Here is a 25,833-nt window from a genome sequence, read left to right as displayed (position 1 = left end):
CCATCCGACATGGAATGTAACGACCTAGCGCTTAAACGTCACCGTTTCTGGCTGCGTCAGATGCAGTGTGGTTTGGCTTGGGACCGTCTCGGCAATGACTCGACCATGACGAATGGAATAACGGGCAGGCGTCTGGCGACGAACCGCGTCAAACCCATTTTCTGCAGGCAAAATCACCAGATTCGCAGAATTCCCCACGTTCAGACCGTAGTCCTGCAGGTGCAGGGTTTTCGCGCTGTGGCTGGTGACCAGGTTCAACCCATCGTTAATTTGTCCGTATCCCATCAGTTGGCACACGTGTAATCCCATATGCAGCACCTGCAGCATATTCGCAGTGCCCAGCGGGTACCACGGATCGAAGACGTCATCATGACCGAAGCAGACGTTGATCTCCGCTTCCAGCATCTCTTTGACGCGCGTAACACCACGACGCTTAGGATAAGTGTCAAAGCGTCCTTGCAGGTGAATATTCACCAGTGGATTTGCGACAAAGTTAATGCCGGACATTTTCAACAGACGGAAAAGACGGGAAGCATACGCGCCGTTGTAGGAATGCATCGCCGTGGTATGGCTGGCGGTCACGCGCTCGCCCATATTGTAGCGATGTGCCAGTGCCGCAACGGTTTCAACAAAGCGGGATTGCTCATCATCGATTTCGTCACAGTGCACGTCGATAAGTTTGTCGTATTTTTGCGCCAGAGCGAAAATCTTATGCAGCGACTCTACGCCATATTCACGCGTGAATTCAAAGTGCGGGATCGCGCCAATGACGTCGGCGCCCAGACGCACGGCTTCCTCCAGGAGCGCTTCACCATTGGGATAAGAAAGAATGCCTTCTTGCGGGAACGCGACAATCTGTAGCTCTACCCACGGAGCGACTTCTTGCTTCACCTCCAGCATGGCTTTTAGCGCCGTCAACGTAGGGTCGGAAACGTCAACGTGAGTACGGACATACTGGATGCCGTTGGCCATCTGCCACTTCAGGGTCTGCATGGCGCGCGCTTTGACGTCTTCGTGAGTGAGCATTGCCTTACGTTCAGCCCAGCGTTCAATGCCCTCAAACAACGTACCAGACTGATTCCAGCTCGGCTCGCCCGCGGTTTGTGTAGTGTCCAGATGGATATGTGGCTCAACGAACGGTGGGATAGCCAGACCGCCTTCAGCATCAAGCACTTCACCCTGTGGTAACGTCGCTGCGTCTTGAGGCTCAATACGGCTAAAGCGTCCGTTTTCAATCGTGATTTGCCATAATCCTTCACGTCCCTGTAAACGTGCCTGATGAATGGTGATGTTATTATTCTGCATGGCTGACCTCCGGGGATTTAGCAAGGCTGCGATTGAAAAGTGGATTCAGCAGGATATAGCTGAATACGCCGCCAAGTACGGCATTGACGGGCACGATGCCGGGAATATAGTGACCTGCGGCAATGCCCAGTGCAACGGACAGGATCGCTATCCAGTTTACGGAAATAAATTGCGCTTTGCTGAAGTCGGCATAGCGGCGATGGTTCAGCAGATAGTCGGCGATGATCACCCCGCCAATCGGGGGAATCGCTGCCGACAGAAATGTCAGCCAGCCGACAAAGTTATTGTAAAGCCACAGTGCGCACAGTGTGCCAATAATACCGTTAGCCACTGACAGCGTACGGCTGGAAAGGCCGGTAATATTGGCAAATCCCAGGCCCGATGCGTACAGCGCATTATCGTTGGTGGTCCAGATATTCAGGCCGAGAACGATGATCGCGGGCAGCAGCAGTCCCTGGGCAATCATCACGTCAGAGATATCCGCCTGTCCAACCGCAGCCGCGCCCGCAGCGCCGAAGATGAACATAAGCGAATTGCCAAGGAAAAACGCCACCATGGCGATTAGCACCGCGCCTTTGGCGTTGCGGCCAAAACGGACGAAGTCAGCGGTTAACGTCCCTGCGCTGACAAACGAGCCGACTACCAGCGCCAGTGCGGTGGAGAAATCCAGCGGCGTTTGCGGCACTATCGCTTTTAAATGCTCCAAACCGCCGACATCGCTCACTGCCAGCCAGACGGAGTAGCTGCCAAGTACGACGATGGCAGGCACGGCGATGATAGATAAAACGGTCAGCGCTGAGATGCCAAAAAAGATGGTCAGGGTCATCAACAGACCGGAAATCGCAATCAGGATATTGACGTCAATTCCCGTCGCTTTGCCAACCGGGATAGCAAACATGGCCACACCAACGCCAAACCAGCCTACCTGTGTGCCGCCTAACAGCAGAGAGGGAAGCCATGAACCTTTCACACCAAATGAGTAACGTGCCAGAAGGTGGGTTGAGAGCCCTGTTTTTGCGCCGATAAAACCGAGAAATGCAGTGTAAATACCGAGGAGAAGATTACCGAAGAGAACTGCCAGGAAGAAATCATTATAAGAAAGACCGGTACCGAGTGTGCCACCGGTCCACATACTGGCGGAAAAGAATGTGAGTCCCAACATGACAAATGTTAGTGGAACTACGCCTTTTCGCGCCGCCAGAGGGACGGGGCCCTGGCTATAATTGTTGTCTTGCGACACAACGCCTCCATGAATTTTGCCCAAAAAATCCGCCGCATAATATACAGTTCTCAACGTAAAGCAAACGTTTTCGTCTGATTTTTACATGGTTATTATTCATGATGTCGATCTGTTTGGGGTGTTAAGGTTAATTGCCCTGTTTACTAAACGTGTTGTCAGACTGGCTTAATCGGCAGGTTTGGCGGTATTGCGGCAGGAATTTGGCATCTCACCCACCAGGGCAGATGAGATGCCTTAAGAGGCTGTATTACACTTCCAGGTAGTTCAGGATACCGTCTGCCGCTTTACGACCTTCGGCAATCGCGGTGACCACCAGATCCGAACCGCGCACGATGTCGCCACCGGCGAAGATTTTCGGGTTGCTGGTCTGGAAGGCGTTGTCGCTGCGCTCTGGAGCAATAATGCGGCCCTGAGAATCCAGTTCGACGCTGTGTTTTGCCAGCCACTCCATACTGTGCGGACGGAAGCCAAATGCCAGTACCACCGCATCTGCCGGAACAACGTGTTCGGAACCGGCGACGATCTCCGCACGGCGACGGCCCTTCGCATCCGGTTCACCCATTTCGGTACGCGCCATTTTCACACCGCATACCTTACCGTTGGCATTCACTTCCACGCCTAAAGGCTGGACGTTGAACTGGAATTCGACGCCTTCTTCACGCGCATTTTTCACTTCGCGTTTGGAACCCGGCATGTTCTCTTCGTCACGACGATAAGCGCAGATGACATGTGCTGCGTTCTGGCGAACCGAGGTCCGCACGCAGTCCATCGCGGTATCGCCGCCGCCGAGAACGACGACGCGTTTGCCTTCCATGCTGATGTACGGCTCGTCGCTGCTTTCGCCAAAGCCCATCAACTGTTTGGTATTGGCGATCAGGAACGGCAGGGCATCAAACACACCGGAAGCGTCTTCGTTTTCCAGCCCACCGCGCATCGACTGATAGGTACCTACGCCAAGGAACACGGCGTCATAATCTTTCAGCAGATCGTCAAGCTGTACATCGCGGCCCACTTCCACGTTCAATTTGAACTCAATGCCCATACCGGTGAAGATTTCACGACGGCGGGTCATGACCTCTTTCTCCAGTTTGAAGGCCGGGATACCGAAGGTCAGCAGACCGCCGATTTCCGGGTGGCGGTCAAATACCACCGCCTTCACGCCGTTACGGGTCAGCACATCAGCACAGGCCAGGCCTGCCGGACCGGCACCGATGATCGCCACGCGCTTGTCGGTTTGACGCACGCCGGTCATATCCGGGCGCCAGCCCATTTCGAATGCTTTATCGTTGATATAGCGCTCGATGTTACCGATAGTCACTGCGCCGAACTCATCGTTCAGCGTACAGGATCCTTCACACAGACGATCCTGCGGGCACACGCGGCCACAGACTTCCGGCAGAGTGTTGGTCTGGTGCGACAGTTCTGCTGCTTCAAAAATACGCCCCTCGTTCGCCAGTTTCAGCCAGTTCGGGATGTAGTTATGCACCGGGCACTTCCACTCGCAGTACGGGTTACCGCAGGACAGGCAGCGGTCTGCCTGTGCTTTGGCCTGACCTTCGGAAAACGGCTCGTAGATCTCGATAAACTCGATCTTACGGATCTTCAGCGGCTTCTTAGGTGGATCAACGCGCTGCAGGTCGATAAATTGGTATACGTTCTGACTCATTGCTGCTACCCCTTACTGCGCCTGCACACGCAGCTCTGCTGCGCTACGACTACGGTGACCCAACAGTGCTTTCACATCACTGGATTTTGGTTTTACCAGCGCGAATTTCGCCGAGAATGCTGGCCAGTTAGCCAGGATCTCTTCGCCGTGTGAAGAGCCGGTATGCTGTACGTGCTCGGTAATCAAACCGCGTAGGTGTTCCTCGTGGATAGCCAGCGAGTCCACGCTCAGCACTTCTACCAGTTCCGGGTTCACGCGTTTGCGGAACTCACCGTCTTCATCGAGCACGTAGGCGAATCCGCCCGTCATACCCGCTCCGAAGTTGACGCCCGTTTTTCCGAGAATACAGACGATGCCGCCGGTCATATATTCGCAGCCGTTGTCGCCAATACCTTCAACCACGGTGATTGCGCCGGAGTTACGTACTGCAAAGCGCTCACCCGCACGACCCGCGGCAAACAGGCGGCCACCGGTGGCACCATACAGACAGGTGTTACCAATGATGCTCGCCTCATGGCTACGGAAAGCAGAGCCAACCGGAGGACGCACTGCAAGCAGACCGCCCGCCATACCTTTACCGACATAGTCGTTGGCATCACCGGTCAGATACAACTCCACGCCGCCCGCGTTCCACACGCCGAAGCTCTGGCCTGCGGTACCGCTGAAGTGCGCTTTGATTGGGTCAGACGCCAGCCCCTGATCGCCATGCGTTTGCGCGATATAGCCCGACAGCGACGCGCCAACAGAACGGTCGGTGTTGCGGATATCGAACCAGAAGGTTTTGCTCTGGCGCTCGTCGACAAACGGTTTCGCTTGCTGTAACAACTGAGCGTTCAGCACGCCGTTATCAAACGGCGGGTTGTTCTCGGTGCAATGCAGCGCTTTACCCGGATGCGGTTCGGCGGTTTCCAGCAGACGAGACAGCTCCAGTTTCTGTTGCTTAGCGGTAAACCCTTCCAGCTCTTTGAGCAGGTCGGTACGACCAATCAGATCCACCAGACGCTTCACTCCCAGTTGCGCCATCAGCTCACGGACTTCGCGGGCGATAAATTCAAAGTAGTTAGTCACTTTGAACGGCAGGCCGTGATAGTGGTTCTTACGCAGTTTGTCATCCTGAGTCGCCACGCCGGTTGCGCAGTTGTTCAGGTGGCAAATACGCAGGTATTTACAGCCCAGCGCCACCATTGGACCGGTACCGAAGCCGAAGCTTTCCGCACCCAGAATCGCCGCTTTAATGATATCGACACCGGTTTTCAGACCGCCATCAACCTGCAGACGAATCTTGTGACGCAGACCGTTAGCGACCAGCGCCTGCTGGGTTTCCACCAGACCGAGTTCCCACGGGCAGCCCGCATATTTCACCGAGGAGAGCGGGCTTGCGCCGGTACCGCCATCGTAGCCAGCAATGGTGATCAGATCCGCATAGGCTTTCGCCACGCCTGTGGCGATGGTGCCAACGCCTGGTTCGGAAACCAGCTTCACGGAGATCATCGCTTTCGGGTTGACCTGTTTGAGGTCGAAAATCAGCTGCGCTAAGTCTTCGATAGAGTAAATATCGTGGTGCGGCGGCGGGGAGATCAGCGTCACGCCCGGCACCGAATAGCGCAGTTTGGCGATGTACGGGGTGACTTTATCACCCGGTAACTGACCGCCTTCGCCAGGTTTCGCGCCCTGAGCGACTTTAATCTGGATGACATCGGCGTTGACCAGATACGCCGGAGTTACGCCAAAGCGACCGGAAGCAACCTGCTTAATGCGCGACACTTTATTGGTGCCATAGCGCGCCGGGTCTTCACCGCCTTCACCGGAGTTCGAGTTGCCGCCGATGCTGTTCATGGCTTCGGCCAGCGCTTCGTGTGCTTCGGGGCTTAATGCGCCGATGGACATAGCTGCGGTATCGAAGCGTTTAAACAGTTCGGTTGCGGGTTCTACTTCGCTAATGCTTACGGCTTCATCGCCAGGCGTAATCGCCAGCAGATCGCGCAGCGTGGCCGCCGGACGCTCATTGACCAGCTTGGCATATTCCTGATAGTCGCTGTACTCGCCGCTTTGTACCGCCTGTTGCAGCGTGCGCACCACGTCCGGGTTGTAGGCATGGTATTCGCCGCCGTGGACGTATTTGAGCAAACCGCCCTGGCTGATAGGTTTACGTGCCAGCCATGCATGTTTGGAGAGGTTCAGCAGATCCTGCTGGAAGTCGCTAAACCCTGCGCCGCTAATACGGCTGACCACGCCCTGGAAGCACAGCGCCACGACATCATCGTGCAGACCAACGGCTTCAAACAGCTTCGAGCAGCGGTAAGAGGCGATGGTCGAAATGCCCATTTTGGACATGATTTTGTACAGACCTTTGTTGATGCCGTTACGGTAGTTCAGCATCACGGTCCGGTAATCTTTGGCAATCGCCTGAGTGTCGATCAGCCGTCCCAGCGTTTCATACGCGAGATACGGGTAAATGGCCGTCGCGCCAAAGCCGAGCAGGACAGCAAAATGGTGCGGGTCGCGGGCGCTGGCGGTTTCAACGATGATGTTGGCGTCGCAACGCAGGCTTTGTTCTACAAGGCGCGTTTGCACTGCGCCCACGGCCATCGGTGCCGGAACCGGCAGGCGGTTTTTCGCGATGTTACGGTCAGAGAGCACCAGCAGCACCGTACCGTTACGCACCATCTGTTCCGCCTTATCGCACAATGCTTTGACGGTCTCTTCGAGCGTGGTTTCGGTCACGTCGAAGGTGATATCCAGGCGGTCGGCGCGGTAATGCTCCTCTTTCATGGTGGTGAGCTGGGTAAAATCGGAGTACAGCAGGATCGGCGATTTAAAGCTCAGGCGGTGTGCCTGACCTTCGGCTTCGCAGAAGACGTTCATCTCACGACCGATGCTGGTGGCCAGCGACATAACGTGCGCTTCACGCAGCGGGTCGATCGGCGGGTTAGTCACCTGCGCGAACTGCTGGCGGAAGTAGTCATAAATGATGCGCGGCTGGCTGGACAGCACGGCAAACGGGGTATCATCACCCATTGAGCCGACCGCTTCCTGACCGTTTTCACCTAGCACGCGGATCACGGAATCCAGCTCTTCGGCGCTGTAGTTAAACTGTTTCTGATAGCTGGCGAGCGTGTCATCGTCCAGTTCGCGGCTGCCGACCTGATCGTCTGCGAGGTCTTCGAACGGCACCAGACGGCGGACGTTCTTCTCCATCCACTCTTTGTACGGATGGCGGCTTTTCAGATCGTCATCGGTTTCGGCGGAGTGCAGAATGCGCCCGCTGCGGGTATCGATAACCATCAGCTCGCCAGGGCCGACGCGACCTTTCTCAACCACTTCATCCGGCTGATAATCCCAGATCCCGACTTCAGAAGCGCAGGTAATCAGCTTGTCTTTGGTGATGACGTAGCGCGCCGGACGCAGGCCGTTACGGTCAAGGTTACAGGCGGCAAAGCGGCCGTCGGACATAACAATGCCCGCCGGGCCATCCCACGGCTCCATGTGCATGGAGTTAAAGTCAAAGAACGCGCGCAGCTCCGGGTCCATATCCGGGTTGTTCTGCCAGGCCGGCGGCACCAGTAAACGCATGGCGCGAATAATGTCCATCCCGCCAGCCAGCAGCAGTTCCAGCATGTTATCCATTGAGCTGGAGTCGGAGCCGGTTTCGTTAACGAACGGTGCGGCGTCGTGCAGGTCAGGGATCAGCGGTGTCTGGAATTTATAGGTACGTGCGCGTGCCCACTGGCGGTTGCCGGTGATGGTGTTGATTTCACCGTTATGCGCTAGGTAGCGGAACGGTTGCGCCAGCGGCCAGCGCGGTACGGTATTGGTGGAGAAGCGCTGGTGGAACAGGCAGATGGCCGATTCCAGACGCAGGTCCGCCAGGTCCAGGTAAAAGCGCGGCAGATCCGCCGGCATACACAGACCTTTATAGATATTGACCAGGTTCGACAAGCTACACACGTAGAAGTCTTTATCGTCCTGGAGGCGTTTTTCGATGCGACGGCGCGCGATGAACAGGCGGCGCTCCATATCACGCGGACGCCAGCCCGCAGGGGCGTTGACAAAAATTTGCTCGATACGAGGCAGGGAGGAGAGGGCGATTTCACCGAGAACACCTTCGTTGGTCGGCACGTCGCGCCAGCCGACAATCGACAGGGTCTCCTGCTGTAATTCTTCTTCGACAATGCGACGAGAAGCCGCAGCCAGTTCAGCGTCTTTATTTAAAAAGATCATGCCGACGGCATAGTTTTTAGCTAAACGCCAGCCGCGCTCTTGCGCCACGATGCGGAAAAAGCGGTCAGGTTTTTGTAACAGCAAACCGCAACCATCGCCGGTTTTACCATCGGCTAGAATTGCGCCACGGTGCTGCATGCGGGCCAGTGCGTGTATGGCGGTACGCACTACCTTGTGGCTAGGTTCGCCTTCTATGTGGGCGATCAGGCCGAAACCACAGTTATCCCTCTCAAGGGATTTATCGTACAACATATCAGTGAACCTCCCCAGGCTCTGCGGGATTCCCATCTGGACCGTTGCGCACGGGCACACCAAGAGCATGGCGACGGGGTTTGCGTGTCATACGCTTACCTCGCATTCGCCCTCTTTATCCTTTTCGCATAGGTCAAACAAGTTTGAGGACTTGCTTCAGAGGGAATCTCAATTACTGCATAAATATGATGAGCAGGCTGCTCATCCAGAAAGCTTCCAGCGGATTTCCACGTTATCGGGAATCCACACACAGGTCAAATGGCAATCTTATTTATGCAAAAATGTGCTATAGGGCGATTAACTTTATGAATATGTTGAAATTTAAGGCTTTTTTACATTGATTTAACGCAAGGGGGATGGGGAGCGAAGTGTGATCTGTCTCACTGTCAGAAAGGCTGTATATCCCCCGTCCTCCCTTTGTTTATCGCTATGCTTGGCATTTTATGCTGGTTTTTGGAGTTTTGGCGTCTTAAAGATACTGTTTTTATGCTGAGAGTATAAGAAGATAAAAAAAACAGTCGGATATAAGGAAAAGTAATTTCATTTTGAATGAATGAAATTTCGATTATTTTGATTTGTTATGCAATGAATAAAAGCACGCCAGGGCGATTGATCCAGGTCATCGCCGACTGGGGCAAAAAATGGCAGGCTTTGGCCTCTTTTCAAGGCGCGGTCTACCAGATTATGCAGTTACAGAAATTAGTCAATATGTTTGGTGGGGATCTTTCTCGCCGTTACGGGCAAAAGGTTCATAAACTCACGCTTCACGGCGGCTTTAGCTGTCCAAATCGTGATGGCACCATCGGACGTGGCGGGTGTACTTTCTGCAATGTTGCCTCGTTTGCCGATGAAGCACAGCAGCACCATTCTATTGCCGAGCAGCTTGAGCATCAGGCGCATCTGGTCAATCGCGCGAAACGCTATCTGGCCTATTTCCAGGCCTATACCAGCACCTTTGCTGAAGTGCAGGTGCTGCGTTCGATGTATCAGCAGGCGGTTAGCCAGGCCAGTATCGTCGGGTTATGCGTTGGGACGCGCCCCGACTGCGTGCCGGATGCGGTACTCGATCTGCTTTGCGAGTATAAAGACCTCGGCTATGAGGTATGGCTGGAACTCGGTTTGCAAACCGCGCATGACAAAACCCTGCATCGTATTAACCGCGGCCATGATTTTGCCTGCTACCAACGCACTACGCGACTGGCACGCGAGCGTGGGCTGAAAGTGTGCTCGCACCTGATTGTCGGTCTGCCGGGAGAAGGGCATGCAGAATGCCTGCAAACCATGGAACGTGTAGTGGAGACGGGTGTTGACGGTATTAAGCTGCACCCGCTGCATATTGTGAAAGGCAGTACGATGGCGAAAGCCTGGGAAGCCGGGCGGCTGAACGGAATTGAACTGGACGACTATACGGTTACCGCCGGGGAGATGATCCGTCATACGCCGCCAGAGGTGATTTATCATCGAATTTCCGCCAGCGCGCGCCGCCCAACGCTGTTGGCACCGCTATGGTGTGAAAACCGCTGGACCGGCATGGTCGAACTGGATAAGTACCTTAACAAGTACGGTGTGCAAGGCTCGGCGCTCGGTACGCCATGGGCGCAGCCTGAGAACTAACTCTCCGTAGGCCGGATAAAGCAAAGCCGACATCCGGCAATCTGCGCCTGCTTGCCTGATGGCGCTTTGCTTATCAGGCCTACGATGGCCTCTCCGCGGTCATTTCACCGATAACCTCCGCATTTCTTGCACAATCTTCAACGTCACGCTGAGAATTGAGTATTATTGTGCCAAGTTGTCGTGAAGGAACCCTCTATGAAGCAAATCCGTATGCTGGCGCAATATTACGTCGACCTGATGATGAAGTTAGGTCTGGTGCGCTTTTCGCTGCTGTTGGCGCTGGCTCTGGTCGTGTTGGCAATTGTGGTGCAGATGGCTGTCACCATGGTGCTGCATGGCCAGGTAGAAAGCATTGATGTCATCCGTTCTATCTTTTTTGGTCTGTTAATTACCCCCTGGGCCGTCTATTTCTTGTCTGTGGTGGTGGAGCAACTTGAGGAGTCCCGGCAACGCCTGTCACGACTGGTACAAAAGCTGGAAGAGATGCGCGAGCGAGATCTCAAGCTCAATGTGCAGTTGAAAGATAATATTGCCCAGCTCAATCAGGAAATTGTTGAGCGTGAAAAAGCCGAAGCAGAGCGCCAGGAAACATTCGAGCAACTGAAGGTTGAAATCAAAGAGCGCGAAGAGGCGCAGATCCAGCTTGAGCAACAGTCTTCCTTTTTACGCTCTTTCCTTGATGCCTCGCCGGATCTGGTTTTTTATCGCAATGAAGATAAGGAGTTTTCCGGCTGTAACCGTGCCATGGAGCTGCTGACCGGCAAAAGCGAAAAGCAGCTGGTGAACTTAAAACCGGCTGACGTTTACTCTCCTGAAGCGGCTGAAAAGGTGATTGAGACCGACGAGAAGGTGTTCCGCCATAATGTTTCGCTCACCTACGAACAGTGGCTGGACTACCCGGACGGGCGCAAAGCCTGCTTTGAAATTCGCAAAGTGCCTTACTATGACCGCGTAGGTAAGCGACATGGTCTGATGGGCTTTGGGCGCGATATTACCGAGCGTAAGCGTTATCAGGATGCGCTTGAGCGCGCCAGCCGCGATAAGACCACCTTTATTTCTACCATCAGCCACGAGTTGCGCACCCCGCTTAACGGCATTGTCGGCTTAAGCCGGATCCTGCTGGATACGGATCTGACCGCGGAGCAGGAAAAATACCTTAAAACAATCCACGTCTCTGCTGTGACGCTGGGGAATATTTTCAACGATATTATCGACATGGATAAGATGGAGCGACGTAAAGTCCAGCTCGATAACCAGCCAATCGATTTCACCAGCTTTATGGCGGATCTGGAAAACCTCTCCGGCCTACAGGCGCAGCAAAAAGGGCTGCGCTTTGTGCTTGAGCCGACGTTACCGCTGCCGCATAAGGTCATTACCGACGGAACGCGTCTGCGTCAGATCCTGTGGAATCTGATCAGCAACGCCGTGAAGTTTACCCAGCAGGGGCAGGTGACCGTGCGGGCGCGCTATGACCAGGGGAATATGCTGCATTTCGAAGTTGAAGATTCTGGCATCGGCATTCCGCAGGATGAGCAGGATAAAATCTTCGCTATGTATTATCAGGTGAAGGACAGTAACGGCGGTAAACCGGCAACGGGGACAGGGATTGGTTTGGCCGTGTCGAAGCGTCTGGCGAAAAACATGGGCGGTGATATTACGGTTTCCAGCCAGGCAGGAAAAGGGTCCATCTTTACGCTAACCGTGCATGCCCCTGCGGTAGCGGAAGAGATTGAAGATGCTTTTGAAGACGATGAAATGCCGCTGCCAGCCCTGAATGTGCTGCTGGTAGAAGACATTGAGCTGAACGTTATTGTTGCGCGCTCCGTGCTGGAAAAATTAGGCAACAGCGTGGATGTCGCGATGACCGGGAAAGCCGCGCTGGAAATGTTTACGCCGGGTGAATATGACCTGGTGCTGTTGGATATTCAGCTACCGGATATGACCGGTCTGGATATCTCGCGGGAGCTCACGCAAAAATACGCCCGTGAAGATCTGCCACCGCTGGTTGCACTCACCGCCAACGTACTGAAAGATAAAAAAGAGTATCTGGACGCAGGCATGGACGACGTGCTGAGTAAGCCGCTGTCGGTTCCGGCGCTAACCGCCATGATCAAAAAATACTGGGATACCCGAAACGAAGAGGAGAGCACTGTGACATCTGAAGAAAGCAGTAAATCGCAAGCGCTGTTAGATATTCCTATGTTGGAACAATACCTCGAGCTGGTGGGACCGAAGTTAATTACCGACGGGCTGGCGGTGTTTGAGAAGATGATGCCGGGATATTTGAGCGTGCTGGAGTCCAACCTGACGGCACGGGATAAAAAAGGTGTTGTTGAGGAAGGCCATAAAATTAAAGGCGCAGCAGGTTCAGTGGGGCTGCGTCACCTGCAACAGCTAGGTCAGCAAATCCAGTCGCCGGATCTTCCTGCTTGGGAAGATAACGTTGCTGAATGGATTGAAGAGATGAAGCAGGAGTGGCAGCACGACGTGGCAGTATTAAAAGCCTGGGTGGCGAGCGTGGAAAAAAAATGACCCCGGCTTGACCGGGGTGCGCGAATACTGCGCCAACACCAGGGAAATCGTGGCTGCGCCGTAAATTATTATCATTGTTTACAAGGGCGCAGCCCTAATTTTCAGGCCGCACGCAGTTAAGATAGCAAATCTTAAATAATTTGTTACATGAATCAGTTAAATGTGTGAAGCGTAGCATTTAAATCATAATAACTAATATGTTTCAGCCAGTTGAGAAAGGAGTATTGCGATGAAAAAAGTGGGTGTAGTGCTCAGCGGATGCGGCGTGTATGACGGTGCAGAGATCCATGAAACTGTTCTCACGCTTCTGGCCATTGCCCGCAACGGCGCTCAGGCTGTCTGTTTCGCACCAGATAAACAACAAGCGGATGTGATTAATCATCTGACCGGCGAGCCGATGCTGGAAACTCGCAATGTGCTGATTGAAGCCGCGCGTATCACACGTGGCGATATTCGCCCACTTGCGCAGGCAGTCTCATCGGAACTGGATGCGTTGATCGTGCCGGGTGGGTTTGGTGCGGCCAAAAATCTGAGCAATTTTGCCAGTCAGGGCAGCGAATGCCGGGTTGACAGCGATTTAGCCGCGCTGGCGGTGGCCATGCATCAGGCGGGTAAGCCGTTGGGGTTTATGTGCATTGCGCCTGCCATGTTACCTAAAATTTTTGACTTCCCGCTGCGTCTGACCATCGGCACTGATATCGACACGGCAGAGGTGCTGGAAGAGATGGGCGCTGAGCATGTTCCTTGTCCGGTTGATGACATTGTCGTCGATGAAGACAACAAAATCGTCACCACGCCTGCCTATATGCTGGCGCAGGACATCGCTCAGGCTGCGAGTGGCATCGATAAACTGGTATCGCGTGTGCTGGTGCTGACTGAATGAGAAAAGGAGTAACCGCCTTTCTGCGACGTATTTTTCTGCGGGTGGTGGTTGTCCTCGCCGTATTCTGGGGCGGGGGCATCGCACTTTTCAGCGTGATGCCTGTGCCTTTCTCGGCGGTAATGGTCGAGCGACAGCTGGGCGCATGGCTGTCCGGTGATTTCGGCTATGTGGCGCACTCGGACTGGGTGAGCATGGATGAGATCTCACCGTGGATGGGACTGGCGGTGATTGCTGCGGAGGACCAGAAGTTTCCAGACCACTGGGGGTTTGACGTCACCGCCATAGAGAAAGCGCTGGCGCACAATGAACGCAATGAAAACCGCATTCGCGGGGCGTCGACGTTATCGCAACAGACGGCGAAAAACCTCTTTTTGTGGGATGGACGTAGCTGGGTGCGTAAAGGTCTCGAAGCCGGGCTAACGCTGGGTATGGAAACCGTCTGGAGTAAGAAACGTATTCTGACCGTCTATTTGAATATCGCCGAGTTTGGCGATGGGATATTTGGCGTGGAGGCGGCGGCGCAACGGTATTTTCATAAACCGGCCAGTCGGTTGAGCCTGTCTGAAGCGGCCTTGCTGGCGGCAGTATTGCCCAATCCTTTGCGTTTTAAGGCGAATGCGCCTTCTGGTTATGTGCGTAACCGCCAGGCCTGGATTATGCGCCAAATGCGCCAGTTAGGTGGTGAGTCGTTTATGCGGGAAAATAAGCTGTATTAGCGTAGTTATTGCCGGATGCGGCGTAAACGCCTTATCCGGCCTACTGGCTACGTTCTGTGTACTCGATTAATCTTCATCAAACCCTGAATTAAACAGGGCAATCACTGCGGCCAGGGCTTCTACTTCCTGTGGTCCCGTGGCTTCGACTTCTATCTGACGCCCTTTGGCTGAATCCAGCATCAGCAGAGCGATAACGCTGTTGGCCTCGGCTTCCGTTCCTTCATCATTACGCAGCAAAACTTCTGCTTCGAAACCCTGCATCAATTCAAACAGTTTCATCGCTGGGCGGGCATGCATGCCCAGCTTATTGGTGATTTCAACGGTTTGCTTCACGGTCATGATTTACGTTTTTCCAGCGTACGATGGCGTGACTGCACGTTTTTACCGCGTGAGCGGAAGTAGTCTGCCAGCTGCTCTGCAATATACACCGAACGGTGTTTCCCGCCGGTACAGCCGATGGCTACGGTAAGGTAGCTACGGTTGTTGGTCTCCAGCATGGGTAACCATAGCTCAAGATAGCTGCGAGTCTGGTAGATAAAATTGTGTACTTCTGTGTGCCTGTCGAGGAATGCGGCGACAGGGCGGTCAAGACCGGTCATTGGGCGCAGCTTCGGATCCCAGTGTGGGTTAGGCAGGAAGCGCACGTCAAAGACGTAATCCGCATCAATCGGGATACCGTGTTTGAAACCAAAGGATTCGAATACCATCGTCAATTCACGTTCACGTTTACCCAGCAGTCGGGTACGTAACATTTCTGCCAGTTCGTGTACGGACATTTCGGAGGTATCAACGATCAGGTCAGCGCGAGAGCGTAGAGGCTCCAGCAAATCGCTTTCCTTATCGATAGCGCTTTCCAGAGACAAGTTCTTGCTGGAGAGCGGGTGTAAACGGCGCGTGTCGCTGTAGCGACGAATCAACGTGTTACGGTCTGCATCAAGGAACAGCAGCTGTGGTGAGAAACCCTCGGGCAGATTATTCATTGCCTGCTCGAAAATTTCCGGGGACTCAGGCATGTTGCGCACATCAATGCTGACGGCCGCAGAAATCTGGCGATCGGCCAGTGTACGAGCCAGATCGGGCAACAGCACTACGGGAAGGTTATCCACGCAGTAAAAACCCATATCTTCCAGCGCACGCAGGGCGACAGATTTACCTGACCCTGAACGGCCGCTGACGATCATCAGTACCATGTACTGTTTCTCCTCACAACGACAAAAAAGGATGCCATTGGGTTGTTATGCTTCATCCTGTCCACCTTCGGTGTCCGTGATGATTTGATACAACTCCTGGTCACTCTGCGCGGCGCGCAGACGACGACAGATGGTTTTATCTGCCAGACGTTTTGCGACCAGTGACAACGTATGCAAATGCGTCTTGGTTTGGTCTGCCGGGACCAGCAGGGCGAAAAGCAGATCGACAGGTTGATTATCAATGGCGTCGAAGGCGATGGGTGTTTCGAGTTGAACAAACACACCAACCGCGCGCATCGTGTCTTCTTCCAGCTTTCCGTGCGGGATAGCAATACCATTACCGATGCCGGTACTGCCCATTTTTTCACGCGTCAGAATGGCTTCAAATACCACCTGAGCAGGCAAGCTAAGCTGTTTTGCCGCAAGTTCGCTGATGATTTCCAGTGCGCGTTTCTTGCTTTGGCAGTGAACGCCTGCGCGTGTACATTCCTGGTTAAGAACAGTGCTCAGTTGTAGAGTCGTATCGTTATTTGTCATAATTTCACCTAAGCGCTAACTGTACAAATGGCCCGTTGTGCTACACAACAGGCCGTCCTGCACCCGCTAACTGCCCGGACAAGTTAGTGCTGTTTCAGTTTATCTTTATGTTTTGTTAACTGCCGAGCCAGTTTATCAATTAAACCGTCAATGGCGGCGTACATATCCTGACCTTCCGCGCTGGCATGAATTTCGCCACCGTTCACATGCAGTGTTGCATCCGAGATATGTGTAACCTTCTCCACTTTCAACACAATATAGACCTGATTAATCCGGTCGAAATATTGTTCGAGCTTGGCAAATTTTGTATTCACAAAATCGCGCAGGGCTTCGGTGATTTCGACGTTGTTTCCAGTGATGTTGAGCTGCATAGTGTCTTCCTTATCGGTTGGGTCACACCAGCTGTTTGCGCTGGTTAGACGGCGGAATGGATAAAGACTCTCGGTACTTCGCAACGGTGCGGCGTGCCACCATGATACCCTGTTCTGACAGCATAGAGGTTAACTTGCTGTCACTCAGCGGTTTCGCGGGGTTTTCCGCAGCAATTAATTTCTTCACCAGCGCACGGATAGCTGTGGATGAGGCTTCACCTCCGCCTTCAGTGTTAACGTGACTGGAAAAGAAATACTTCAATTCAAAAATGCCGCGCGGACTGTGCAGATACTTTTGCGTGGTCACACGGGAAATGGTCGATTCGTGCATCTCGACGGCCTGGGCGATATCCGCCAGCACCATCGGTTTCATAAACTCTTCGCCTTGCTCAAAGAAAGCTTGCTGCTGCTCAACGATGCAGCGGCTGACGCGCAGCAACGTATCATTGCGGCTTTCCAGGCTTTTAATCAGCCACTTCGCATCTTGCAGATTGCTACGAATAAACTGGCTGTCGGCATCGTTGCGCGCGCTATTGCACATGGCGGCGTAGTGCTGGTTAATCTGTAAGCGCGGAATGCTGTCGCCGTTGAGTTCGACCACCCAGCGATCGTTATGCTTACGCACCAGCACATCCGGAATGACGTACTCCGGCTCGCCGGTCTGGATCGATTGCCCTGGGCGGGGATCAAGCGACTGGATGAGGTTGACGGCTTCTTTCAGCACGTCTTCTTTCAGCCGGGTCACGCGCATCAGGGTGCGGAAGTCATGGTTGGCTAACAGATCGAGGTGATCGCTGATGATCAGACGCGCTTCTTCCAGCCACGGCGTGGCTTTATCAAACTGCGAAAGTTGGATCAGTAAGCAGTCACGGAGATCTTTGGCGGCCACGCCAACGGGATCAAAGCGCTGAACGCGTTTAAGCACGGCTTCGATTTCGTCCATACCGACGTCGTCATCGCCCATGCTTTCGAGAATATCGTCCAGGGTCACGGTGAGATAACCGGTTTCGTCTACCGCATCCACAATGGATGTCGCAATGGCGCGATCGGTATCCGAGAACGGGGTCAGTTCCACTTGCCACATCAGGTAATCCTGTAGTGATTGCGTGGTCTCACCCTGATACACAGGCAGTTCGTCGTCGATGTAATCTCCGCTGGTGCCCGAAGGCGTCCCGGCGGTGTAAATTTCATCCCAACTGGCGTCAAGCGGTAACTCCTCAGGCATCTCTTTTTGTTCGAGTGCATCTGCGGTGTCGAGGGTTTCGCTGTCCTGTTTTTCCTGGGTATCAATTTCGTCGTGAAGATCGGTTTGCTCGAGCAGTGGGTTACTTTCCAGCGCTTGCTGAAGTTCTTGCTGAAGTTCCAGCGTGGACAGCTGCAACAGACGGATAGCCTGTTGTAGCTGAGGCGTCATCGCCAGTTGTTGGCTAAGCCTGAGTTGCAAACCTTGCTTCATGTTCAGAGTTGTTTTCTCCTGCAGTGACGTGAAGTCTTCTACCCTATCAGAGTCTGAAGTCTTCCCCAAGGTATACGCGCTTAACGTGCTCATCCTGCAGTATTTCTGTTGGCGTGCCGTGCGCGATCAGGTGTCCCTGACTTACGATATAGGCGCGCTCACACACTGCCAGCGTTTCGCGGACGTTGTGGTCGGTAATCAGCACGCCAAGGCCGCTGTCGCGAAGGTGTTCGATGATCCGTTTAATATCAATAACAGAAATCGGGTCAACACCGGCAAACGGTTCATCCAGCAGGATAAATTTCGGATTAGCGGCCAGTGCGCGAGCGATCTCCACGCGGCGTCGTTCACCACCGGAGAGCGACTGACCTAAGCTGTCGCGCAGGTGCTCGATGTGGAATTCTTCCATCAGCTCGTTGGCCCGATCTTCCCGCTGCTCGCTGGTCAGATCGTCACGAATTTGCAGTACCGCCATCAGGTTATCAAACACGCTCAGGCGACGGAAAATCGATGCTTCCTGCGGTAAGTAGCCGATGCCGCGACGCGCGCGCGCATGCAGAGGCAGCAGACTGATGTCTTCGTCATCAATGATAATGTTACCCGCATCGCGCGGGACAATGCCGACTACCATGTAAAAGGTTGTTGTCTTGCCTGCACCGTTAGGACCGAGCAGACCGACGATCTCCCCGGAGTTGACGGTCAGACTGACATCTTCAACCACACGACGGCCTTTATAGGCTTTTGCAAGGTTCTTTGCAGTTAATGTTGCCATAACGAATCAGTTACCTTTTTTCTCTGCCGGAGCCTTGTTTTTGTCCTGCAACTGCGACGGAACCAGAACGGTGGTGACGCGTTTGCCTTTATCGCTGAAGGCCTGCATTTTCTGCTCTTTTACCAGATAGGTGATCTTATCGCCTGTGATGTTGCTATCAAGCTGTTCCAGGTAAGCCTTACCGGTGAGAACGACGAAGTCTTTCGCCAGTTCATAGTGCATGTGTGAGGCGCGGCCTTTCACTGGCTTACCGTTGTCCTGCATCTGGTAAAACGTGGCCGGATCACCGTAACCATCAATCACTTCTTTACCGTCTTCACCGCCCGGGCGGGTCACAACGACTTTATCGGCGTTAATTTTGATGGTGCCCTGGGTCACAATCACGTTGCCAGTAAACGTCACCACGTTGCCCTGCATATCCAGGGACTGCTGGTCCGATTCAATGTGAATCGGCTGCTCGGTATCGCCGGTGACAGCAAATGCCGGAATGCTGGCGGCCAGAAGTGAGCTGGCAAGTACAAGATTAAGGCTGAGTTTGTTTGTTTTGGATTTCATATGAGGTTCTAACCTTTTCAATCAGCTCGGCGTTCTTGCTGCGTAAGTTGCCGCGCATCTTCAGTCCGCTGGAGTTAAATGTTGTGCCATACAACGTCACCAGATCATCGGAAGTGACGTCTTGTGTCACCAGGTTAATCTGCGCGTTATCGGTCGTAATTCTGCGTAGTTGAGAGTCAGGCACCAGGGCGTTAACCTCAACATGGCCGTACAGATACAGCATCCGATCGTTGGTCAATTTGGCTTTATCGGCCTTGATCGTCCAGGTCGGTACTTTATCCTTATCAAACGTGGTTAATACCGGTTGAGTAAACCACGAAACCGCTTGTTCCGAATAATATTCAACGTGTTGTGCGATCAAGTGATAGCTCAGCGCGCCTTCCGGACTATACACGACGGTATCAGTATGTTCGCTCTTATAGGTTGGCTCGTTGTTATTGACGACGACCTGAGCGGTGTCATCTTTGTCTGCCAGATTAATACCAATCATCACAAGGACAGCCAGCGACAGTAGAATGATAACCCAACGTCTGGTTTTGCTCATATCGATTGCCCTTTGGCCTCGTCCAGTTTGCCCTGCGCCAGGAGTAATAAATCGCAGACTTCACGCACAGCGCCACGTCCCCCATCAATGTGGGTGACATAATCGGCTCGCGGGATCAGCAGAGGGTGGGCATCTGCCACCGCGACGCTCAATCCTACTTTAGCCATCACCGGCCAGTCGATCAGGTCATCGCCAACGTAGGCGACATTCTCCGGCGCGATCGCCAGTTTGCTAAGGAGATCGCCAAAGGCAACCAGTTTGTCTGACTGCCCCTGATACAGGTGGGTGATCCCCAAAGTGGCACAGCGATCTTCTACAAGTTTAGCCTTTCGTCCGGTAATAATGGCAACCTCAATACCGGAAGTGAGCGCACAGCGAATTCCGTAACCATCACGGACGTTAAAAGCCTTCAGCTCTTCACCGTTGTTGCCCATATAAATCAGACCATCAGACAGTACGCCATCCACATCCAGGATCAGCAAACGGATGTTTTCTGCCCGGGTGATAACGTCTGCGCTGACGGGTCCATAACAGGTCGCAAGCGACGCACCTGCTTTACTCATTTTCGTTATCCTTGAGTTTCTTACACTACACCTGCACGCAGCAGATCATGCATATGTAACACACCGAGTAACTGGTCGCCATCAGCAACCATTACCGAGGTGATATGGCGGGACTGCATTAAGTTCAGGGCATCGACGGCAAGAATACCCGGACGCACGCGAATGCCTCCAGGGGTCATCACATCGGCAATGCCTAACTGGCGTACATCAACGCCCATATCGAAGACACGACGTAAATCGCCATCGGTGAAAATACCGTCAATCTTCATGGCATCATCGCAAATGACGGTCATGCCGAGATTTTTACGCGTGATCTCAATTAAGGCGTCACGCAGGCTGGCGTTTTTGCTCACATGCGGGATCTCGTCGCCCGTATGCATAATATCGTTAACGCGCAGTAAAAGCTTACGGCCCAGTGCGCCACCGGGATGAGACAACGCAAAATCTTCCGCGGTAAAGCCGCGCGCTTTTAATAATGCCACCGCTAGGGCATCGCCCATCACCAGTGTTGCTGTCGTACTGCTGGTCGGCGCCAGGCCTAACGGACAAGCTTCCTTGGGCACTTTAACACACAGATGCACATCTGCCGCACGCGCCATACTGCTTTCAGGACGACCGGTCATGCAGATAAGCGGTACATGAAGACGTTTTAATACCGGGATCAGCGCCGCTATCTCATTGGATTCACCGGAGTTAGAGATGGCAATGACCACATCCTGCGGCGAGACCATACCCAGATCGCCATGTGCGGCTTCGCCTGGGTGTACAAAAAATGAGGGGGTGCCGGTGCTGGCAAATGTGGCTGCCATTTTCCGCCCGATATGGCCGGATTTCCCCATTCCCATCACCACCACTTTGCCCGGGCAGCTGAATATTTTCTCGCATGCGAGGGTAAAATTTTGGTTGATGTACTGATCAAGCTCCGCCAGGCCTTCACGTTCAATTGCCAGGACTTCCTTGCCTGCTTGCTGAAAGTCAAAACCCGGTTGCAACTCTAAGTGCGACATAATGCGTTTCCAGTTATCCAACGAGAAGTGGCGATAACCAATACAGCATCGCCAGCCATATGATAAAACCGCCGGTCAGCAGCGCACCTGCGCCGCGACCAATCTGGCGCGGACGTCGCCAGCAGAGTAGTGCAAAAATCACGCTCACCAGCAGCATGACGCTATAGTCACGGGTGAAGGCCATTGGATTGACTTCACCTGGCGTAATCAACGCCGGTAGCCCGAGGACGATAGCGATATTAAAAATGTTTGCGCCGATAATGTTACCGACGGCAATATCGTTTTCACCTTTACGCAGACCTGCAATCGCTGTTGCCAGCTCCGGCAGGCTGGTACCAATGGCGACCACTGTCAGCCCGATAGTAAGTTCGCTCATGGCGAAATAGTTCGCCAGCACGGTAGCGTTATCCACCACCATACGTGTTGCCATTGGCATGATAATCAGCGCAATGCCCAACCACAAAAATGCGACCGGTAATCCGCCTTCGCGCGGCAGCTCAGCTATCTGCTCACGCGTCAGGCTGTCATTGCCTTGTCGCTCGGCCAGACGGGCGATTTTAACAATGAATAGCAGCCATAGCACGGCCAGAAGCAGAAGAAAGAAACCGTCGCTGCGGCTTAACTGCCCGTCATACAGGACGGATGCAGCTAAAATACTTACCAGCAACATTAGCGGTAATTCACGACGCAGAACATCAGAATGCACGGTAAAAGGATGAATCAGCGCCGACAGGCCTAAAATAAGCAGAATGTTGGTGATGTTAGAACCTATGGCGGTCCCGACAGCCAGATCGAGTTGCCCATTCATCGATGCGGCAACGGAGACAATGATCTCGGGTAACGACGTACCCATGCTGACCACGGTCATTCCGATGATAATGGGAGGAATACCGAAATTTCGACATAAAATGGATGCGGCAAATACCAGACGGTCGGCACCGTAGACCACCAGAAGTAAACCAATTATTAACAGCGCCGTCGCTAAAAGCATCTAAAGTCCTTTCTTCAGGTATACTCGCCGGTCCACTTGAAGGATCTTCTGGAAGCCGTAACGAAGTCTTAATTTTGACTTTATGCGGCTAAAAAGTAAAACAAATGCCAGCTTTCGCTAACCAGGACAGGCAATAATCTGTAAATATGTTGAGTTCATGGCTAAATTGAGCGCCAAACTCTTCGATCAACGAGGCAATAGTAAAGGATGAATCAATGGGGCAGTCTGTGGCGAATCTAGTCGATATGCGCGATGTCAGCTTTTCCCGGGGTGACCGCTGCATCTTTGATAATATTTCCCTGACGGTACCGCGCGGTAAGGTGACGGCGATCATGGGGCCATCAGGCATCGGCAAAACGACGCTGTTGCGTCTGATTGGCGGACAGATCCCCCCGGATAAGGGCGAGATCCTGTTTGACGGTGAGAACGTCCCGGCCATGTCCCGTTCGCGTTTATTTACCGTGCGTAAGCGCATGAGTATGCTGTTTCAGTCTGGTGCGCTATTTACCGACATGAATGTGTTTGACAACGTCGCGTACCCTCTGCGCGAGCATACGACGTTGCCAGCGCCGTTGCTGAAGAGCACGGTGATGATGAAGCTCGAGGCCGTCGGCCTGCGGGGTGCGGCCAAATTAATGCCTTCTGAATTATCCGGTGGGATGGCGCGTCGCGCCGCGTTAGCACGTGCTATCGCGCTGGAGCCAGACCTCATCATGTTTGATGAGCCGTTCGTCGGCCAGGATCCCATCACCATGGGCGTTCTGGTGAAGCTGATTTCAGAACTCAACAGCGCGCTGGGCGTCACCTGTGTGGTGGTATCCCATGATGTGCCTGAGGTACTGAGTATTGCGGATTACGCCTATATAATGGCGGACAAAAAAATAGTGGCCTACGGTAGTGCTCAGGCACTACAAGAAAATGCCGATCCGCGCGTACGCCAGTTCCTTGACGGCATTGCCGATGGACCGGTTCCGTTCCGTTACCCGGCGGGCGACTACCACATCGATTTACTCAAAACAGGGAGTTAAGCCACCCATGTTGTTAAATGCGCTGGCATCACTCGGACATCGGGGAATAAAAACCCTCAGGACGTTCGGGCGAGCCGGATTAATGTTGTTCAATGCGGTTGTCGGCAAGCCGGAGTTTCGCAAACATGCGCCGCTGCTGATACGCCAGCTCTATAATGTCGGTGTCTTATCGATGCTGATCATTATTGTTTCTGGCGTGTTCATCGGTATGGTGCTGGGGTTGCAGGGATACCTGGTGCTGACCACCTACAGCGCGGAAACCAGCCTCGGTATGCTGGTGGCACTGTCATTGTTACGTGAGTTGGGACCGGTTGTTGCGGCGCTGCTGTTTGCCGGGCGGGCCGGGTCGGCCTTAACCGCAGAAATTGGCCTGATGCGGGCGACCGAACAGCTTTCCAGTCTGGAGATGATGGCCGTCGATCCACTGCGCCGGGTGATTTCCCCACGTTTTTGGGCTGGTGTCATTTCATTGCCGCTGCTGACGATTATTTTTGTCGCAGTGGGTATCTGGGGTGGTTCACTGGTTGGCGTAAGTTGGAAGGGTATTGATGCAGGCTTCTTCTGGTCGGCTATGCAAAATGCCGTCGACTGGCGTCTGGACCTGGTTAACTGTCTGATTAAGAGCGTGGTGTTCGCCATTACGGTCACCTGGATTGCATTGTTCAATGGTTATGATGCGATCCCGACCTCTGCCGGGATTAGCCGGGCAACGACACGCACCGTTGTGCACGCCTCTCTTGCCGTTCTGGGGCTGGATTTTGTGCTGACCGCACTGATGTTTGGGAATTGAGTTCATGCAAACGAAAAAAAATGAAATTTGGGTCGGGTTATTCCTGCTGGTTGCGCTGCTGGCAGCGCTGTTTGTTTGCCTGAAGGCGGCGAACGTTACCTCAATGCGTACTGAGCCGACTTACACGATTTATGCGACCTTTGATAATATCGGCGGCCTGAGAGAGCGTTCTCCGGTACGGATTGGCGGGGTGGTAGTTGGACGCGTATCGGACATCTCGTTAGATCCGAAAACGTACCTGCCGCGCGTGACGCTGGAAATCGAATCGCGTTTTAACCATATTCCTGACACCAGTTCTCTGAGCATCCGTACTTCCGGTCTGCTGGGCGAACAGTATCTGGCATTGAACGTGGGTTTTGAAGATCCTGAGCTGGGAACGTCTATCCTCAAAGATGGCGGTACGATTCAGGACACGAAATCCGCGATGGTGCTGGAAGATATGATTGGTCAGTTCCTTTACAACAGCAACAGTAAAGGTGATGACAATAAGAATTCTGGCGATGCGCCAGCCGCAACTGACGGCAATAATGAAGCCACTACGCCTGCGGGCGCAACGAAATAATCTCAGGAGAATCGACGTATGTTTAAACGATTGATGATGGTGGCTATGCTGGTGATTGCCCCGCTTAGCGCAGCAACTGCAGCCGACCAAACGAACCCGTACAAACAGATGAATGAGGCGGCGCAGAAGACATTTGACCGTCTGAAGAATGAACAACCTAAAATCCGCGCAAACCCGGATTACCTGCGCCAGGTTGTCGATCAGGAACTGTTGCCATACGTGCAGGTTAAATATGCGGGTGCGCTGGTACTGGGTCGCTACTACAAAGATGCGACCCCTGCTCAGCGTGAAGCCTATTTTGCCGCATTTCGTGAATATCTGAAGCAGGCCTACGGCCAGGCTCTGGCGATGTACCATGGCCAGACTTATGAAATTGCACCAGAGCAACCGCTGGGTGATGCGACCATCGTGCCTATCCGCGTAACCATCATCGATCCAAACGGTCGTCCTCCGGTACGTTTGGATTTCCAGTGGCGTAAAAACTCCCAGACCGGTAACTGGCAGGCTTATGACATGATTGCTGAAGGCGTAAGTATGATCACCACCAAACAAAATGAGTGGAGCGATCTGCTGCGTACCAAAGGTATTGATGGCCTGACGGCGCAGCTGAAATCTATTGCTCAGCAGAAAATCACTCTGGAAGAGAAAAAATAATGACGCAGTCACTCACCTGGACGCGTGAAGGCGACAAGCTGGTGCTGGTGGGGGAGCTGGATCAGGACGTGTTAAACCCATTATGGGATGCGCGAATTGAGGCGATGAAAGGGGTATCCTGCATCGACCTGAACCAGGTATCCCGGGTAGATACCGGCGGTCTGGCGTTACTGTTGCATCTGATTAATCAGGGCAAGCAGCAGGGAAACAGCGTTTCACTCACTGGTGTTAACGATAAAGTGTACACGCTGGCGCAGCTTTACAATCTGCCTGACGACGTCCTTCCGCGTTAATTTTTCCAAGCCGGATAAGGTCTTGTGCCGCTATCCGGCAAAACCCCTGAGGGGGATCTGCCACTAAAGCCTTGTCTGATTTATCAGCGAG

General features: G+C 53.4%; 24 protein-coding genes. 9 read left to right on the top strand and 15 right to left on the bottom strand.

The window, feature by feature from the left end:
- Positions 1 to 24 precede the first annotated feature (24 nt).
- From OGY33_RS15080 to gltB, 4 genes are all read right to left on the bottom strand, one after another.
- Positions 25 to 1,305, bottom strand: a complete 1,281-nt coding sequence (locus OGY33_RS15080) for a cytosine deaminase (protein ID WP_008785942.1) — start codon at positions 1,303 to 1,305, stop codon at positions 25 to 27.
- Positions 1,295 to 2,545 (bottom strand): cytosine permease, encoded by a 1,251-nt coding sequence (gene codB, locus OGY33_RS15075; protein ID WP_048225726.1) that lies wholly within the window; start codon positions 2,543 to 2,545, stop codon positions 1,295 to 1,297. Before codB ends, OGY33_RS15080 begins: the two co-directional genes overlap by 11 nt.
- A 247-nt stretch (positions 2,546 to 2,792) precedes the next feature.
- Positions 2,793 to 4,211, bottom strand: a complete 1,419-nt coding sequence (locus OGY33_RS15070; protein ID WP_008785940.1) for a glutamate synthase small subunit — start codon at positions 4,209 to 4,211, stop codon at positions 2,793 to 2,795.
- Positions 4,212 to 4,223: 12 nt separating this feature from the next.
- Positions 4,224 to 8,684 (bottom strand): glutamate synthase large subunit, encoded by a 4,461-nt coding sequence (gene gltB / locus OGY33_RS15065; RefSeq protein ID WP_123969743.1) that lies wholly within the window; start codon positions 8,682 to 8,684, stop codon positions 4,224 to 4,226.
- 684 nt (positions 8,685 to 9,368) lie between these two features.
- Here gltB and mnmL point away from each other — a divergent pair.
- The 4 genes from mnmL to mtgA all read left to right on the top strand — a co-directional run bounded on the left by mnmL (position 9,369) and on the right by mtgA (position 14,429).
- Positions 9,369 to 10,298, top strand: a complete 930-nt coding sequence (gene mnmL / locus OGY33_RS15060; protein ID WP_156174804.1) for a tRNA modification radical SAM protein MnmL/YtqA — start codon at positions 9,369 to 9,371, stop codon at positions 10,296 to 10,298.
- Between the two features lie 195 nt (positions 10,299 to 10,493).
- A complete protein-coding gene (gene arcB / locus OGY33_RS15055; RefSeq protein WP_020996355.1) occupies positions 10,494 to 12,830 on the top strand; it encodes an aerobic respiration two-component sensor histidine kinase ArcB in 2,337 nt (778 codons plus the stop codon).
- Positions 12,831 to 13,059: 229 nt separating this feature from the next.
- Positions 13,060 to 13,713, top strand: a complete 654-nt coding sequence (gene elbB / locus OGY33_RS15050; RefSeq protein ID WP_003828774.1) for an isoprenoid biosynthesis glyoxalase ElbB — start codon at positions 13,060 to 13,062, stop codon at positions 13,711 to 13,713.
- The gene (gene mtgA, locus OGY33_RS15045; protein WP_003828772.1) at positions 13,710 to 14,429 is read left to right on the top strand and encodes a monofunctional biosynthetic peptidoglycan transglycosylase; all 720 of its coding nucleotides are present in this window, start codon (positions 13,710 to 13,712) and stop codon (positions 14,427 to 14,429) included. Before elbB ends, mtgA begins: the two co-directional genes overlap by 4 nt.
- Before the next feature lie 66 nt (positions 14,430 to 14,495).
- Here the strand turns inward: mtgA and npr are convergent, their stop codons facing one another.
- The 11 genes from npr to OGY33_RS14990 all read right to left on the bottom strand — a co-directional run bounded on the left by npr (position 14,496) and on the right by OGY33_RS14990 (position 22,415).
- Entirely contained in the window at positions 14,496 to 14,768 is a 273-nt protein-coding gene (gene npr / locus OGY33_RS15040; protein WP_003828770.1) for a PTS phosphocarrier protein NPr, read from the bottom strand.
- Complete coding sequence (rapZ, locus tag OGY33_RS15035) at positions 14,765 to 15,619, bottom strand: RNase adapter RapZ (protein WP_003025085.1); 855 nt, start codon at positions 15,617 to 15,619, stop codon at positions 14,765 to 14,767. Before rapZ ends, npr begins: the two co-directional genes overlap by 4 nt.
- Positions 15,620 to 15,664: 45 nt before the next feature.
- Entirely contained in the window at positions 15,665 to 16,156 is a 492-nt protein-coding gene (gene ptsN, locus OGY33_RS15030; protein WP_032945121.1) for a PTS IIA-like nitrogen regulatory protein PtsN, read from the bottom strand.
- An 83-nt stretch (positions 16,157 to 16,239) separates the two neighbouring features.
- A complete protein-coding gene (hpf, locus tag OGY33_RS15025) occupies positions 16,240 to 16,527 on the bottom strand; it encodes a ribosome hibernation promoting factor (protein WP_003025078.1) in 288 nt (95 codons plus the stop codon).
- A 22-nt stretch (positions 16,528 to 16,549) separates the two neighbouring features.
- Entirely contained in the window at positions 16,550 to 17,983 is a 1,434-nt protein-coding gene (gene rpoN, locus OGY33_RS15020) for an RNA polymerase factor sigma-54 (protein ID WP_032945120.1), read from the bottom strand.
- A gap of 46 nt (positions 17,984 to 18,029) precedes the next feature.
- Positions 18,030 to 18,755, bottom strand: a complete 726-nt coding sequence (lptB, locus tag OGY33_RS15015; protein WP_003828761.1) for an LPS export ABC transporter ATP-binding protein — start codon at positions 18,753 to 18,755, stop codon at positions 18,030 to 18,032.
- Positions 18,756 to 18,761: 6 nt separating this feature from the next.
- Complete coding sequence (lptA, locus tag OGY33_RS15010; protein WP_042311295.1) at positions 18,762 to 19,310, bottom strand: lipopolysaccharide ABC transporter substrate-binding protein LptA; 549 nt, start codon at positions 19,308 to 19,310, stop codon at positions 18,762 to 18,764.
- Positions 19,279 to 19,854, bottom strand: a complete 576-nt coding sequence (gene lptC, locus OGY33_RS15005; RefSeq protein WP_003828757.1) for an LPS export ABC transporter periplasmic protein LptC — start codon at positions 19,852 to 19,854, stop codon at positions 19,279 to 19,281. Before lptC ends, lptA begins: the two co-directional genes overlap by 32 nt.
- Positions 19,851 to 20,417 carry a 3-deoxy-manno-octulosonate-8-phosphatase KdsC gene (gene kdsC / locus OGY33_RS15000; RefSeq protein WP_032945113.1) on the bottom strand — a complete coding sequence of 189 codons (567 nt, stop codon included), beginning with the start codon at positions 20,415 to 20,417 and terminating at the stop codon, positions 19,851 to 19,853. The genes lptC and kdsC overlap by 4 nt, the downstream gene beginning before the upstream one ends.
- A 20-nt stretch (positions 20,418 to 20,437) precedes the next feature.
- The gene (kdsD, locus tag OGY33_RS14995) at positions 20,438 to 21,424 is read right to left on the bottom strand and encodes an arabinose-5-phosphate isomerase KdsD (protein WP_048215459.1); all 987 of its coding nucleotides are present in this window, start codon (positions 21,422 to 21,424) and stop codon (positions 20,438 to 20,440) included.
- A 13-nt stretch (positions 21,425 to 21,437) separates the two neighbouring features.
- Positions 21,438 to 22,415 carry a calcium/sodium antiporter gene (locus OGY33_RS14990; protein WP_048215460.1) on the bottom strand — a complete coding sequence of 326 codons (978 nt, stop codon included), beginning with the start codon at positions 22,413 to 22,415 and terminating at the stop codon, positions 21,438 to 21,440.
- A gap of 215 nt (positions 22,416 to 22,630) precedes the next feature.
- Between OGY33_RS14990 and mlaF the strand changes: the two genes are divergently transcribed.
- Genes mlaF through mlaB form a run of 5 tightly spaced genes read left to right on the top strand, consistent with a single transcriptional unit; the run spans position 22,631 to position 25,742 of the window.
- Positions 22,631 to 23,443, top strand: coding sequence for a phospholipid ABC transporter ATP-binding protein MlaF (gene mlaF / locus OGY33_RS14985; protein WP_003828749.1), 813 nt, complete (start codon positions 22,631 to 22,633; stop codon positions 23,441 to 23,443).
- A gap of 7 nt (positions 23,444 to 23,450) precedes the next feature.
- Entirely contained in the window at positions 23,451 to 24,233 is a 783-nt protein-coding gene (mlaE, locus tag OGY33_RS14980) for a lipid asymmetry maintenance ABC transporter permease subunit MlaE (protein ID WP_003025053.1), read from the top strand.
- Positions 24,234 to 24,237: 4 nt separating this feature from the next.
- Positions 24,238 to 24,795 carry an outer membrane lipid asymmetry maintenance protein MlaD gene (gene mlaD, locus OGY33_RS14975; RefSeq protein ID WP_003828747.1) on the top strand — a complete coding sequence of 186 codons (558 nt, stop codon included), beginning with the start codon at positions 24,238 to 24,240 and terminating at the stop codon, positions 24,793 to 24,795.
- A gap of 18 nt (positions 24,796 to 24,813) precedes the next feature.
- Positions 24,814 to 25,449 carry a phospholipid-binding protein MlaC gene (gene mlaC, locus OGY33_RS14970; protein WP_008785928.1) on the top strand — a complete coding sequence of 212 codons (636 nt, stop codon included), beginning with the start codon at positions 24,814 to 24,816 and terminating at the stop codon, positions 25,447 to 25,449.
- Complete coding sequence (gene mlaB, locus OGY33_RS14965) at positions 25,449 to 25,742, top strand: lipid asymmetry maintenance protein MlaB (protein WP_003025045.1); 294 nt, start codon at positions 25,449 to 25,451, stop codon at positions 25,740 to 25,742. The genes mlaC and mlaB overlap by 1 nt, the downstream gene beginning before the upstream one ends.
- Positions 25,743 to 25,833: the final 91 nt, after the last annotated feature.

This window comes from Citrobacter sp. Cpo032 (assembly GCF_030332975.1).
Classification (GTDB): Bacteria; Pseudomonadota; Gammaproteobacteria; order Enterobacterales; family Enterobacteriaceae; genus Citrobacter; species Citrobacter portucalensis.
Note: the sequence above shows the minus strand (reverse complement) of the source record. Positions and strands in the feature narration are given on the sequence as shown.

Bases quoted from the DNA above. Each gene is read 5' to 3' on its own strand.
- OGY33_RS15070 (WP_008785940.1), bottom strand. From the start codon at position 4,211: ATGAGTCAGAACGTATACCAATTTATCGACCTGCAGCGCGTTGATCCA.
- npr (WP_003828770.1), bottom strand. From the start codon at position 14,768: ATGACCGTGAAGCAAACCGTTGAAATCACCAATAAGCTGGGCATGCAT.
- ptsN (WP_032945121.1), bottom strand. From the start codon at position 16,156: ATGACAAATAACGATACGACTCTACAACTGAGCACTGTTCTTAACCAG.
- kdsD (WP_048215459.1), bottom strand. From the start codon at position 21,424: ATGTCGCACTTAGAGTTGCAACCGGGTTTTGACTTTCAGCAAGCAGGC.
- lptB (WP_003828761.1), bottom strand. From the start codon at position 18,755: ATGGCAACATTAACTGCAAAGAACCTTGCAAAAGCCTATAAAGGCCGT.
- mlaE (WP_003025053.1), top strand. From the start codon at position 23,451: ATGTTGTTAAATGCGCTGGCATCACTCGGACATCGGGGAATAAAAACC.
- mlaF (WP_003828749.1), top strand. From the start codon at position 22,631: ATGGGGCAGTCTGTGGCGAATCTAGTCGATATGCGCGATGTCAGCTTT.
- lptC (WP_003828757.1), bottom strand. From the start codon at position 19,854: ATGAGCAAAACCAGACGTTGGGTTATCATTCTACTGTCGCTGGCTGTC.
- kdsC (WP_032945113.1), bottom strand. From the start codon at position 20,417: ATGAGTAAAGCAGGTGCGTCGCTTGCGACCTGTTATGGACCCGTCAGC.
- mlaB (WP_003025045.1), top strand. From the start codon at position 25,449: ATGACGCAGTCACTCACCTGGACGCGTGAAGGCGACAAGCTGGTGCTG.
- lptA (WP_042311295.1), bottom strand. From the start codon at position 19,310: ATGAAATCCAAAACAAACAAACTCAGCCTTAATCTTGTACTTGCCAGC.
- rpoN (WP_032945120.1), bottom strand. From the start codon at position 17,983: ATGAAGCAAGGTTTGCAACTCAGGCTTAGCCAACAACTGGCGATGACG.
- gltB (WP_123969743.1), bottom strand. From the start codon at position 8,684: ATGTTGTACGATAAATCCCTTGAGAGGGATAACTGTGGTTTCGGCCTG.
- elbB (WP_003828774.1), top strand. From the start codon at position 13,060: ATGAAAAAAGTGGGTGTAGTGCTCAGCGGATGCGGCGTGTATGACGGT.
- hpf (WP_003025078.1), bottom strand. From the start codon at position 16,527: ATGCAGCTCAACATCACTGGAAACAACGTCGAAATCACCGAAGCCCTG.
- mlaD (WP_003828747.1), top strand. From the start codon at position 24,238: ATGCAAACGAAAAAAAATGAAATTTGGGTCGGGTTATTCCTGCTGGTT.
- mlaC (WP_008785928.1), top strand. From the start codon at position 24,814: ATGTTTAAACGATTGATGATGGTGGCTATGCTGGTGATTGCCCCGCTT.
- mnmL (WP_156174804.1), top strand. From the start codon at position 9,369: ATGCAGTTACAGAAATTAGTCAATATGTTTGGTGGGGATCTTTCTCGC.
- OGY33_RS14990 (WP_048215460.1), bottom strand. From the start codon at position 22,415: ATGCTTTTAGCGACGGCGCTGTTAATAATTGGTTTACTTCTGGTGGTC.
- mtgA (WP_003828772.1), top strand. From the start codon at position 13,710: ATGAGAAAAGGAGTAACCGCCTTTCTGCGACGTATTTTTCTGCGGGTG.
- arcB (WP_020996355.1), top strand. From the start codon at position 10,494: ATGAAGCAAATCCGTATGCTGGCGCAATATTACGTCGACCTGATGATG.
- OGY33_RS15080 (WP_008785942.1), bottom strand. From the start codon at position 1,305: ATGCAGAATAATAACATCACCATTCATCAGGCACGTTTACAGGGACGT.
- rapZ (WP_003025085.1), bottom strand. From the start codon at position 15,619: ATGGTACTGATGATCGTCAGCGGCCGTTCAGGGTCAGGTAAATCTGTC.